The following is a 13,271-nucleotide window of genomic DNA, read 5'->3' as shown; positions in this document are numbered from 1 at the left end:
TTCTTACATGGAAGAAACGTATAGGCGTTTTCATTAGAATTGAAGAAGCAATTTAAAAACTCAGTATCAATGGAAGGAACCAAGGAAATAGGCATTGGAGATTGATTATCACTGCGTCAATTTAGTCATCCGCACCATAACCAATTTTATATTTCCCAAAACAAAAAAACGCCAGCTTGGCGCTTTTAAGAATGGGCATAGAAGAGTAAACATTTATTTGCTTAATTATTTTGTGCAAAGTCCTCCTGTAATGTTAAAGTTGCAGTTTCCTCTTTTCCATTCCGGTAAAAGGTTACTACAACGTCGTCACCAATCTCTTTCTCTGTATATAAGAACTTCCTTAATTCTCCCCCAGTTTTAATCTCTGTATCATCAAGCTTCGTAATAACATCGTACTGCTTTAAACCAGCCATGCCTGCAGGGGAGGTAGAAACAATTTCTCTTATGACGACTCCATCTTCAATTCCCTCTGGAAGATTCAAGGTCTGACTGTAATACTGTGAAGGAATGTCAGTCAATGAAATGGGGACGATTCCTATATATGGACGAAGAACTTCTCCATGCTCTTGCAAATCCTGTAAAATCGGCATAGCTACGTCTATTGGAATCGAAAACCCAATTCCTTCGACTGCTTCCTGAGCAATTTTTGAAGAATTGATGCCAATCAGTTCGCCATGGATATTGATCAGTGCTCCACCACTGTTCCCAGGATTAATGGAAGCATCTGTTTGAATGACTTCAGATTGCCAATCAATACTTCCATCCTGGTTAATATCAACTGGCATAACTCTGTCCGGTGAACTGACCACTCCCGCTGTAATTGTACCGTGTAAAAAGCCTAGTGGATTCCCTATTGCAATAGCCGTGGCACCCGGTTCCAATTTACTTGAATCCCCAATTTCAATAACCTTTTCAATTTCCCCTCCATCTACTTCCAAAACGGCCAGATCAAGCAATGGATCGGAGCCGAGCAGTTTAGCCTCGAGCTTTGTTTCATCTTCAAGACTTATTTCGATTTGGCTAGCCCCGGAAATGACGTGATGGTTCGTTACAATATAGGCTTTATCATTTTCTTTTTTATAAATAACACCTGAGCCAGAACCAGCTTTTTCAGGCTCTGCACCTTCCCACATATTTCCACCCTCATATTTAACAACACTTACAACGGTATTTATGCTTTCAGCAACCGCTTCCTTTATTGATGGCTCTTCCTCTCCCTCATCTGCATTTGCTTTCATCGTAATCTTTTCATCGGCATTCTCCTTTGAAAGAAATCCTTTTCCAGGAGAAAACGGGTCAATCAATAACATCAGAATGGCTCCGATCATCAATCCGACAACTCCGGTCAAAACCACGGACTTAAAGTTTCTATCTTTACGGTTATCCATTTCTCACCTTTCCTTTCATAGAATGTGATTTTTTAAGATTTAAGGAAATTGTGTCATTTTTTACAACTTCCATGCTCGTTTAGTCCAGCTAGTCTTGGGTAAAACTTGTACATTGAATAGTTAATTAATCTTAGTAAGCAAGGAGGTCTCTAAATTATGTTCGGCTTTTCAGATTTTTTGGGTTTTCTTTTGGCCCTTTTGTTTATTTATCCAGTTGTTTCTCTTGTACATGAAATGGGCCACTCCTTTTTCGCATGGATGTTTGGAGGAAAATTCAGTTTTTCTCTTGGCCGTGGAAAAAACATTTTCAAGAAGGGGCCCTTCAGTTTAAATAGCATGTATTTTTTAGACGCTTTTTGTGAGTATGAGCAATTAAAATGGAACAATCGCCTTACCCACTTCCTGGTCCATGCAGGAGGAGTGATATTTAACCTTGGATCAGTCTTGCTGCTAAACCTGCTTATCTCACAAGGGGTTTTAGAACCTCACATAATATTTGTCCGTTTTTCCTACTTTTCCGTCTGGCTGGCAACTTTTTCATTAGTTCCTGTCGATTATGGGAACGGAAATTACAGTGACGGACTATCCATTTACCATGTTTTACGCTATAGGAAATGGCCTAAGCTTACCGGATAACTAGAATAAGGAAAGCCTTTGTTCTTTTGTACAGATGCTTTTCTATTTAAAAAGAGGCATTCCTTTATCCAAAGGAATGCCTCTTGCCTTTAAAGTTTAGGAAGTCACATACATGTCAGTGTTTAATGAATGAGAGTCCCTAAATGTCCTATGGATATCTTCTCTTTTTTCATCATCCACCTCAACAAGCACCAGGATATTGCCTTCCTTCAAGTACCTCTCATATTCCCTGGCGTCATCATCTGTTACTCCTGCACCCGTCAATGCACCGACAATTCCGCCTCCAGCAGCACCGATAGCGGCCCCGCTTAATGTAGTTGCGAGCGGTCCTGCAGCAGCAAGGACTCCAATTCCTGGTATGGTAAGGAGACCGATTTCGGCAATCAAACCAGCAATTCCACCGAGCACACCACCAGTTCCTGCGCCAATTCCGGCACCCTTGCCAGCATTTTCACCACGGTCTGAGTCATCTCCGACTACTTCAACATCAGTTTCGTTTTCGATATCCTCTAATTTATCATCATCCTTCGCCAGGATTGATAAATCATTCGTGTCGAACCCCATGTCTTTAAGTCTCTTAATCGCCCCAACTGCTTCTTCTGAATCTCTGAATACTCCTCCAACGATTGTCTTTTCCATAGACTATTACCTCCATTCTGATTTTTTCACTCTTTGTAAATGAATAATCTCCTTTTCCTTCTCTACACCTTTCTAGTCACATCACCTGACAAAATACCTCGAAGTCGGGAATATTGAGTTACAGGAAATAATGTGTGAAGAGGCATACTAAAAACAAAAGGGATGAACTTTGTCCTACATAGAACCCTTACCCGCTGTATTTACACATAAACATTAGGAAATTAGTAGGTATCAAAACTGAAAATAACCAAAAAAGGCGGTCTAAATTGACCACCTTATCAAGGAGTTACTTACCTTTATTTTCATTTTCTTCTTTATGCTTGTTTTCAGCTTTTACTGCCCGAGTAAAATCCTTCGCATAGAGGACTTCCTGAGTATCCGTCAAACCATTATTTTGTTCAGTATTCAATCCTTTGTTAGGAGCTTTGTTTTTTTCCATATCATTACCTCCTGTGATCAAATTTTTCTGCGCCTCTCTTATGTTCGTACCCTTTTTAATCAAGGGTAAACGTAGTTGGCAGTTGATTACAGGCTGAAAAAAGGCCGGTACAAAGCAGTATGTAAAGTTACACCTCTTGTACTGGTCCCAACTTAACTCTATATCCCTCTTGATGCTTACCTTTTGAAATCTAACTTCACACTTACTGCAAAATCCAGCCAGGCTGCATGGTTTGTCCACCATTTTCATATGATGGAGAAAAGGAGGATAACCATGTTTTTGTACAATGCTTATGTCTTTTTCACCCTTGCTGCAGTTATTCTCATTTCTATCGTTCAGGTTCTTCGTCACAAGGCGGATATGACAGTTATGAATGGGATGATTACCTCAATGTATCTGGGAATGAACATTGGGTTAACTTGCGGCATTTTACTTGGAGCCGTTTTTCAAGGAGATTTATTTCTGTCTACCACCCTATCAATGCTGACAGGGGCAGCAGCTGGCTTAATAATGGGGGCTTTATTCAGTGCTGCTGGTGCAATCGAAGGTCTTATGTCCGGTATTATGGGTGGCATGATGGGGGCAATGCTTGGGGAAATGCTGCCACCTGAAAAATCGCTGGTCCTGATCAATATCTTTTTAACAATTTCAATTTCCACCATATTTCTATTTAAAATTTTGCAGCAAACGTCATCTTACGCTAAATCCTTAAAAGACTTCGTAAAACCGGTTCTTGCCTTTATCTTGCTATCAACTTATCTGCTGACAGGAACCCATTTAGGAAAAGCTTGGCTCGATGATTTTATTCATAATACAAATCACAACGGACAACATCAGAATCCATAAATTCAAGCCAATAATAATCAACAAGGAGAAACAGCATTGATATAGGCTGTTTCTTTTTTGTTGATGCCTTTTCATGTAACAATTGTAGAGTTTATATGTACTGTTAAAATATATTAACGACGAAATCATAAGTAATATAACTTTTTAATGATTTTTATAATTAAAATATACAAAAATGAAAAAGCTGCACAGTAATGTACAGCTTCCCATCTTTTCTTTAATTTTTTTGTTTTCTCTGGGTTATTGTTTAACCACCGGCGGTGTTTCCGGAATCAGGAGCCCAGACCTTCTATTATTAGTAGCAATGATGTATACGGCAGCAACAGCAATGGCAACGGCAATATAGGAGCCGATGTTGAAGATGCCTTTCTGTGAATACCATACGATAGAGTAGCCAACAGAACCAGTAAGCAATGCGTAATAAGTAAATGGGAAGAGCGTTTTCCTTATTACAGCACCTTCTTTTCCTACTAAACCAACGACTGCGGAAGCGGCAACAACGTTATGCACACAGATCATGTTTCCAGCTGCGCCTCCAACAGCCTGGAGAGCAACAATCCAGGTAGGATCCACACCTATGTTCGAACCAACATTATATTGAAAAAGAGAGAACATCATATTGCTGACGGTATTGCTGCCGGCGATAAAAGCCCCCATGCCTCCTATGAAGGTCGAGAACAGTGGCCAATTATCCCCTGCCAGGGCAGCTACTCCGTTTGCAAGTTCAATCGGCATCTTATCAAAACCAGCAGCACCGCCACCGGTATTTAAGAAAACCTGGACCATTGGCACGGTAAAAATAAGGGCTGTTGAAGCAGCGATCATTGTTTTGCCAGATAGGGCCCATGCCCTCTTGTATGCGCTTGCATTCATTCCATGCAGGAAATAAGTGATCAAGGATACCATTATGAAAATGGTTCCCGGCAAGTATAGTGGCTGGAAACTGGAGCTAATACCAGAGCCAAATATGTTTTCAAGCGATACGGTCCATGCTTTAAACCAACCTGAAAACGGAAGTGAATTGAGCCTTGTAAGGATTAACAGTACACCTACGAGCACATATGGTGTCCATGCACGCAACATGCTCATGCTGCCGCTCTTATGCGTAATATCCTTTATTTCAAGATTTCCGATCCATTCAGGATTCCACTTCGATTTTTCTTCAAAATCCCATACTTCTTCCTTCGGCGGCATCAAGAATCCTTTCTTAGCCGCAAAAATGACAATCACCAACCCTACCAGGCCGCCAATCATGGATGGGAATTCTGGTCCAAGAATGTTTGCGACAATAATATATGGAATCGTCATAGCAAAGGAAGCGAATAGTGCAAATTTCCAGACCTTGATTCCTTCAGAGAACGATTTATTTTTCCCAAAATACCTTGTCATTAGAGCAACAACAAACAATGGTACTAAAGTTCCAGCAATCATATGAAGAAGAGCAACTTTTACGGCAATGACATCGACAAGACCCAGGAAATCATTTGTAATTCCGGTATCGGCGGATAATCCTGAGAAAACGCCTACTAGCATTGGTGTCCCGACTGCACCAAATGAGACTGGTGTACTCTGGATGACCATACCAGCCACTACTGCCGCCATAGCCGGGAACCCCAGCCCGACCAGCAAAGGTACAGCCACTGCTGCAGGAGTCCCGAATCCTGCTGAACCTTCTATAAATGAACCAAACAACCAGGCTACAATGATCACCTGTATCCTTCTGTCCGCTGAAATGTCAGTGAATCCCTGACGGATTGTTTTAATCCCGCCGCTTTCCTGTAAAGTGTTCAACAGCAATATCGCTCCGAAAATAATGTAAAGAAGAGTTCCTGCTACAATCAAGCCGTGAACCGAGGCGGCAGCAACATTGGCACCAGGTACCTTCCATACGAATAATGCAAGGCCAATTGCCACCAGATAAGAAATTGGCATTGCTTTGCTTGCTGGCCATCTTAGCCCGACCAGGAAAATTCCTACCGCGAGAATCGGCAGAAGGGATAAAAACGCTAACATTCCAGTACTCACCAAAAACCATCTCCCTTTTGTTTGATAATAAAAAACGATAAATTCCTTCGTTGCGGATGACGCAACATTGTTATATAACTATAAGATTTATGTTATATAACACCTATTACTTATTATACAAACTATCTAGCAGGATTTTCAACAATTTTAAGAAAATTTAGATTATTATATTAATAAAAGAAATTTTGCAGCCTTTCTCAATCATCAGGTTTCATTTGCCAAAATTAGCTGGATATTAGTTTTTTATACAAAAATCAAGCAGTGAGAAGTCTGGATGGTTTTTTTATGCTTCAAGTGAAATCACATACACGGTTTTATATGGGAAAAAACAAAAAAAATTTGCCCGATATAATGTCGAACAAATTTTTTCATACTTTTTCTTAATTCAGTTGATTTTGTTTTGAGTAGCCAAGCCTTGAAGAAATCTGTAATCCCACATTCACCATTTTCTGTTTCAGCTGCTGAAGTCTTTCCTGGGTCATCCGGATTGACGGTCCTGAAATGCTGACGGCAGCTACTACTTTTCCAAGATGATCGAAAATAGGGGCGGCAATACAGGTGATTCCACTTTCATTTTCTTCGAGGTCCAATGCATATCCCGATTGTCGGACTCGAATCAGTTCCTCGAACAAGATATCTTTATCAGTAATCGTTTTATCAGTATGCATGGGCATACCTTTACGATCAATAATTTCATGGACGACGGCAGAGGGCTGATAAGCAAGGATTGCTTTTCCTACGGATGTACAGTGCATAGGTGCCCGCTTTCCAACTTTCGAGTGCATCCTTAATGTCTCAGTTCCTTCCAGTTTCTCAATATAGACGACCTCTCCCTGATCATATACGACAAGATGGATTACTTCATTTGTCTCATTCTCTAGCTCCTGGAGGAATGTTCTTGCTTCTGCTCTTAAATCGATGGAATCAAGGAGTTTAGAACTGATTTCGAGAAATTTATACCCCAGCTTATAACGGCCTGTCGCATCATCTTGTTCTATATAACCATATTGGGCAAGAGTTGACAGTATTCTGTAAACAGAGCTTTTATTAATGTCTATTTGTTTTGAAATCTCTGTTACTCCCAATCCGCCTTTTTTCAAACTGACCAATTGAATGATATCCAGTGCCCGGCTAACTGATTTAACAACATTTTCCCTTTCCATTTCACTCACCTCATGTACTGCTGCCCCTTGAATTTTGCGGCTTGATCAGCTGGCAGTTGTTTTTTCCTTCACAATTGTAAAAATATTTTTAAGCGTCCCTATCTCATCAATCTTGCACTCAATTACATCTTCTGCTCCCACCAACTCTGCACCAACAGGGCTGCCAGTGAGGATTACATCCCCTGGCTTAAGGGTCATTACCTTAGTCAAATAAGAAATCATTTTACGAATTGGAACGATCATCAATTCAGTAGGACTGTTTTGCTTTTCGGTTCCGTTCAATTTTGCCTTTACTTTTATATTGAAAGGATCCAGTTCAGTTTCGATCACAGGTCCTAAAGGCGTAAAGGTATCAAAGGATTTGCCAATTGTCCAATGCCCATCCTGATGGAAAAAGCTCGGGGCTGTTACATCATTGCCGATGGTATATCCAAACACATAGTCCAAAACTTCTGATTCTGGAACATCTTTTGCTTCCTTTCCAATCACGACGGCAAGTTCAGATTCAAATTTCACCTGCTCAGTGCCTGCTGGTATCACAATTTCTTCTTCTGTACCAATGACAGAAGAAACTGGTTTAAAGAAGAACACAGGAATTTCTGGGAGGTCAGCTGGGAGATCCTCTTTATTTGCGACAAAATTGGCTCCAATTCCAATTATTTGGTTGGGAACAAGTGGAGAAAGGAACTTGACCTCTTCGCTTGAAAAGACATCTCCTGTATAATCCCAGTTCCCAAAAATATCTCCCGAAACTACCTGAATGCCATCATTCGTAACGACACCTGAATAAACCTTTTCATCAACTGTAAATCTAGCGAATTTCATAATACTGCTCCTTTCTGCAATTCAAAAATATCTAGTTATGTATGTCAGCCATAGTTTTTATTTCTTGCCAGGCTCGTAAATTGGTCTGCACTTTTAATATTGATACAGGGGCACTCTAATTCGAATTAGAATGCCCCTGTGAAATGGATTTAGTTTTTCACAGCATACTTCGCTTTCGCTTCCTGTCGACGGCGATGAAGGATTGGTTCTGTATAGCCATTTGGCTGCTCATAACCGAGGAAGACTAGGTCGCACGCAGCCTGGAAGGCTACCGAGTTGTCAAAATCCTCAGCCATTGGACGATAGGAAGGATCCAGTTCATTTTGCTTATCAACAACTTTTGCCATTCGCTTTAAAGTCTCCATCACTTGCTCTTTTGTACAAACTCCATGGTGAAGCCAGTTTGCCATATGCTGGCTGGAAATCCTTAATGTTGCTCTGTCTTCCATCAACCCTACATCGTTGATGTCAGGAACCTTGGAGCAGCCGATTCCCGACTCCACCCAGCGGACTACATAACCGAGGATTCCCTGTGCATTATTATCAAGCTCTTCCTGGATTTCCTCTTCCGTCCACTGCGGGTTTTCAGCAACAGGGATTTGAAGAATTTCATCCCGGTAATCCTTTGATTCGCCTGCCAGCTCATTCTGTACTTCAAACACATCAACCTGGTGGTAGTGCAGTGCGTGCAATGTCGCAGCAGTTGGAGATGGCACCCATGCCGTATTGGCTCCCGCCTCTAAGTGGCCAATCTTTTGCTCAAGCATTGGTCCCATTAAATCAGGCATTGCCCACATTCCTTTTCCGATTTGAGCATGTCCCTGGAATCCAACATCAAGGCCTGTTGCAACATTGGACTTTTCATAAGCCTGGAGCCATACGGATGATTTCATATCATTTTTGCGGACCATTGGGCCGGCTTCCATTGAAGTATGCATCTCATCTCCAGTACGGTCCAGGAATCCAGTGTTTATGAATACAACCCTGTCTTTTACCTCACGGATACAAGCTTTAAGGTTAAGAGTTGTTCGGCGTTCTTCATCCATTACACCAATTTTAAGAGTATGGCGCTCCAAACCGACTAAATCCTCTGTCCGGTCAAACAACTCATTAGCAAATGCAACTTCCGTTGAACCGTGCATCTTTGGTTTTACAATATAGACTGAACCCTTGGAGGAATTCTGGTAATTTGTATTTCCAATAACGGAATGCTTTGCGATCAAGCTTGTAAACACTGTATCAAGAATTCCTTCTGGAACCTCATTTCCTTCAGCGTCAAGGATAGCATTGCTCGTCATCAGGTGGCCCACATTGCGCACAAACATAACTGATCGGCCATTAAGAGTAAATTCTTCTCCATTAGGAGCTTTGTACTGGCGATCAGGATTCATTGTCCTGGTCATACTGCGGCTGTTCTTGTTAAATGCCGCAGTAAGATCGCCCTTCTGCAATCCCAGCCAGTTACGGTAAACGACAACTTTATCCTCGGCATCAACTGCTGCCACGGAGTCCTCGCAGTCCATGATTGTTGTCAGTGCTGCTTCAAGGAGGATATCTTTTACCCCAGCCTTATCAGACTTGCCAATCGGATGGTTCTGATCAATCTGGATTTCAAAATGCAAACGGTTATTTTTAAGCAATACTGCCTTTGGCTTTTCTGCATCTCCCTGGTAACCGGCCAATTTTCCCTCTTCCTTTAAACCAGTGGTAGTACCATCGGCCAGAGTAGCAGCAAGCTTTCCATCGACAATGGCATATTTCACCGCGTCTTTATGGGAGCCTTCAGCTAATGGAGCAGCCTGGTCAAGAAAATTCCTGCCATAGGCGATAACTTTATCACCGCGAACCGGGTTGTAACCAAGGCCTTTTTCAGCTCCATTTTCTTCGCTGATGGCATCAGTGCCATAAAGTGCATCATACAGACTTCCCCAACGCGCATTTGCTGCATTGATCGCATAGCGCGCGTTATTTACCGGGACTACTAGCTGCGGACCGGCCTGGAAAGCAACCTCTTCATCAACCGCTTCTGTTGTAACCTGATAATCTTCTGATTCCGGCTCCAGGTAACCGATTTCAGTTAGGAACGATTTGTACTGTTCAAAATTGACATTATCATTGTTTTCCCGATGCCATTCATTCAATTTATCCTGGATTTCATCGCGTACTTTCAAAAGCTCCTTATTTCGGGGAGCCAGATCCTGAACTAAGCTGCCCAAACCAGACCAGAATTGTTCCTGATCCACCTCTGTTCCTGGAAGAACCTCTGAATTGATAAATTCATAGAGTTCTGCTGCTACCTGTAAGTTACCCGCTTTTACATAGTCTGCCATGAGATTTCTTTCCTCCCTTTACCTTTTCTAATTCGAGTGTTGTTTCTTATTACGAAACGCTGTTTCAAAATTTCTTTAAAAAAATCATAGCATGAATTTTGATGATTTTTCAAACTATTTTATGAATATTTTTTTATTTATAATTTTTCTGATATTTATAATATTGAAGCCGCGGCAATTTCCTTCTTTACTTCCACACAACGTCCCGGAGATGGAAAAAGTTTGCCTGCATTCAATAGATTTTTAGGATTGAATACCTGTCTGATTTCTGTTTGCGCCAGGATCTCCTCATCTGTGAATACAAATCGCATTTCTTCCCTTTTCTCAATCCCCACTCCATGTTCACCGGTTATCGTTCCCCCGACATCTGCACATACCTTTAAACACAGGCTCCCAGCTTCAAGAGCTCTCTCTGATTCCCCTGGTTTTCTAGCATCAAACAGAACAAGCGGATGCAGATTGCCATCCCCCGCATGAAAAATATTGGCGATTCTCAGCCCAAATTCTTCACTTATTTCATTGATCCGCTTTAAAACCTCGGGGAGTCTGCTTCTTGGAATTACACCATCCTGTACTAAATAATCAGGTGATATTGCACCCATAGCCCCAAATCCCGTTTTCCGGTTGGCCCACCATCTAGCCCTTTCTTGTTCACTCTGGGCCGCTTTTACTTCACGGACATTGTTGTTATTGCACACCTTCAGGATCTGGTTGATTTGTTCATCAAGTCCAGCAGCAATACCGTCAACTTCTATCAGTAGCACAGCCTCTATGTCCTTTGGATGTCCGACAGGAAATGCGGCTGCTTCGACTCCTTCAATTGCGGTTTTATCCATCATCTCCAGAGCAGCGGGAACAATTCCAGCTGAAATAATGTCTGACACTGCTTTACTGCCATCTGCTACTTTGTCAAAATAGGCCAGCACGGTTTGCTTCCCTTCAGGATTCTTTAAGATCCTCACCGTTATTTTTGTAACGATGCCTAATGTGCCTTCAGAGCCTGTCAATAAACCAAGCAGGTCATAGCCAGGCAGATCAGGGACACCATTTTTTCCAATTTCTGTAATATCCCCATTGGGCAGTACGACCTCAAGTCCAAGAATATGGTTAGTCGTTACACCATATTTCAGACAGTGAGCCCCTCCCGCGTTTTCAGCTACATTGCCGCCGATTGTGCAGCAATACTGGCTGGATGGATCCGGAGCATAGTAATATCCTTTATCTGAAATGGAGTTGGTGAGCTTAAGATTGACAAAACCAGGTTCCACAACTGCACGCCTGTTTTCAAAATCCACACTCAAAAGCTTTTTCATCCGGACCATACTGATGATGACCTCTCTATTCAGCGGAATTGCTCCCCCGCTCAGACCGGTTCCTGCTCCTCTTGCAAGAAATGGAAGGTCATTTTCATGGCAATATTTAACGATTGCAGCGACTTCAGCTGTATTCTTCGGAAAAACGACCATCCTTGGCAGATGCTTATGGAGGGTAAAACCGTCACAATCATAGGCGAGAAGGTCTTCCTTCTCATAAAGAATAGACTTGCGGACCGGGTCATAGCCAACGATTTTAGCGAGATTCAGAACGTGAGGATCCTTCGATTGAATGCCTTTCCTTGCCATCACTTTTCCTCCTTCAGGCTGTCTTCTTTTTGATACGCCCAATCAAGCAGCTGAATCGTATGGACAACTTTTTGGTTTCTTCCATGCTTCTGCACTCCTACTGCCATCTGAAGCATACATCCTGGATTGCCCATCGAGATCATTTCAACATCTTCCGGTACATTCTCCATTTTACTATCAAGGACAGCACCGGCCATATCAGGGTTTGTTATATTATAAATCCCCGCACTTCCGCAGCAGCGGTCAGAGTTAGGCATATGCACCATTTCAACCCCTGGGATATCCAAAAGAATATCACGCGGTTCCTGACGTATCCCCTGTCCATGGGCCAGGTGGCATGCATCATGATAAGTCATCCTGACGTTCATTTCGGCTTTCGGCTTTTCATATCCAGTGTCATGGAGGTATTTAGAAATGTCTTCTACCTTTCGGGAGAATTCTAAAGCCCTGTCATGCCACTCGGGATCGTCACGGAACAGTTCATGGTATTCCTTCAGCATACTTCCGCATCCAGCCGCGTTAACAATGATTTTATCAGCATCCTTAAATGCTTCAATATTTTTCCTTGCAAGCTTCCTTCCTGTTTCCCTGTCACCAGCATGGACATGCAGTGCCCCGCAGCAAGTTTGATTCCGGGGGATGATGACATCGTTGCCATTGCGAGTCAATACATTAATGGTTGCTTCATTGACATCACTGAACATGACGTCCATTACACAGCCAGTCAGCATCGCAACTGCTTGTTTTGTCTCTGTTTTTGCCTTGATCACATCTACATTCTTATATTTTTTACGAACAGGTTCATTGACCTCAGGCATGATTGCTTCCATTTCAACCAGGTGCTTTGGCATAATATTGATCAGCCCAGTTTTCCTGACAGCCTTCTGGATCCCGCTCTTTTGGTAAAATTTCAGCATGCTTCCTAATGAATTCAGGCGATTTTGATGCGGGAACAGCTCTTGAAGGAACATCTTGCTCACAGCACCCTTCCAGCCATCCAATGGCATAGCCTGGCGAATTTGCCCACGGGCTTCTTCAATCAGGCCTCCGACATTGACATCAGCTGGACAAGCAGTTGTACAGGCACGACAGTCAAGACAGGCAAACACAGGATCCATAAATTGTTCATTCACTGTCAACTTTCCTTCAGCAACCGATTTGATCAAGTGCACCCTTCCTCGAGGTGAATGCTGCTCCTGCCCGGTAATTTCATAAGTTGGGCAAGATTCCAGGCACATGCCGCAATGGACACAGTCAGCCCATTTATTTTCATCTGGCAGGTCGCTCCAAAGATAATTTCCTAAAGTTTTAGATTCGCATGCAGGCTCCTGCTTTAAGTCTATCTCTCTTAAACTCAC

Annotated in this window: 10 protein-coding genes; 1 reads left to right on the top strand and 9 read right to left on the bottom strand. The window is 42.3% G+C overall.

The features are described from left to right. Positions 1–221: 221 nt before the first annotated feature. The 3 genes from DYI25_RS01740 to DYI25_RS01730 all read right to left on the bottom strand — a co-directional run bounded on the left by DYI25_RS01740 (position 222) and on the right by DYI25_RS01730 (position 3,102). A complete protein-coding gene (locus DYI25_RS01740; protein WP_213366300.1) occupies positions 222–1,388 on the bottom strand; it encodes a S1C family serine protease in 1,167 nt (388 codons plus the stop codon). 732 nt (positions 1,389–2,120) lie between these two features. Further along, the gene (locus DYI25_RS01735) at positions 2,121–2,663 is read right to left on the bottom strand and encodes a general stress protein (RefSeq protein ID WP_213366297.1); all 543 of its coding nucleotides are present in this window, start codon (positions 2,661–2,663) and stop codon (positions 2,121–2,123) included. 286 nt (positions 2,664–2,949) lie between these two features. Beyond that, on the bottom strand, positions 2,950–3,102 hold the full coding sequence (locus DYI25_RS01730; protein WP_213366294.1) for a YfhE family protein: 153 nt from the start codon (positions 3,100–3,102) through the stop codon (positions 2,950–2,952). Positions 3,103–3,375: 273 nt separating this feature from the next. On the opposite strand from DYI25_RS01730, the gene DYI25_RS01725 reads away from it, so the two are divergent. After that, positions 3,376–3,948, top strand: a complete 573-nt coding sequence (locus tag DYI25_RS01725) for a hypothetical protein (protein WP_213366291.1) — start codon at positions 3,376–3,378, stop codon at positions 3,946–3,948. A gap of 240 nt (positions 3,949–4,188) precedes the next feature. On the opposite strand, the gene DYI25_RS01720 is transcribed toward DYI25_RS01725, so the two are convergent. From DYI25_RS01720 to DYI25_RS01695, 6 genes are all read right to left on the bottom strand, one after another. Then, positions 4,189–5,973: an L-lactate permease gene (locus tag DYI25_RS01720; protein ID WP_213366289.1), complete on the bottom strand. Its 1,785-nt coding sequence runs from the start codon at positions 5,971–5,973 to the stop codon at positions 4,189–4,191. A 380-nt stretch (positions 5,974–6,353) separates the two neighbouring features. Further along, positions 6,354–7,136 (bottom strand): IclR family transcriptional regulator, encoded by a 783-nt coding sequence (locus DYI25_RS01715; protein ID WP_213366286.1) that lies wholly within the window; start codon positions 7,134–7,136, stop codon positions 6,354–6,356. 45 nt (positions 7,137–7,181) lie between these two features. Continuing rightward, positions 7,182–7,961 (bottom strand): fumarylacetoacetate hydrolase family protein, encoded by a 780-nt coding sequence (locus tag DYI25_RS01710; RefSeq protein WP_213366283.1) that lies wholly within the window; start codon positions 7,959–7,961, stop codon positions 7,182–7,184. A gap of 149 nt (positions 7,962–8,110) precedes the next feature. Next, positions 8,111–10,291 (bottom strand): malate synthase G, encoded by a 2,181-nt coding sequence (locus DYI25_RS01705; protein ID WP_213366280.1) that lies wholly within the window; start codon positions 10,289–10,291, stop codon positions 8,111–8,113. 155 nt (positions 10,292–10,446) lie between these two features. Then, a complete protein-coding gene (locus DYI25_RS01700; RefSeq protein WP_213366277.1) occupies positions 10,447–11,913 on the bottom strand; it encodes an FAD-linked oxidase C-terminal domain-containing protein in 1,467 nt (488 codons plus the stop codon). Continuing rightward, the gene (locus DYI25_RS01695; protein WP_213366273.1) at positions 11,913–13,271 is read right to left on the bottom strand and encodes a (Fe-S)-binding protein; all 1,359 of its coding nucleotides are present in this window, start codon (positions 13,269–13,271) and stop codon (positions 11,913–11,915) included. The genes DYI25_RS01700 and DYI25_RS01695 overlap by 1 nt, the downstream gene beginning before the upstream one ends.

It is taken from the genome of Mesobacillus boroniphilus (genome assembly GCF_018424685.1).
GTDB classification, from domain to species: domain Bacteria; phylum Bacillota; class Bacilli; order Bacillales; family Cytobacillaceae; genus Mesobacillus; species Mesobacillus boroniphilus_A.
This window is presented reverse-complemented; position numbering and strand designations above follow the sequence as displayed.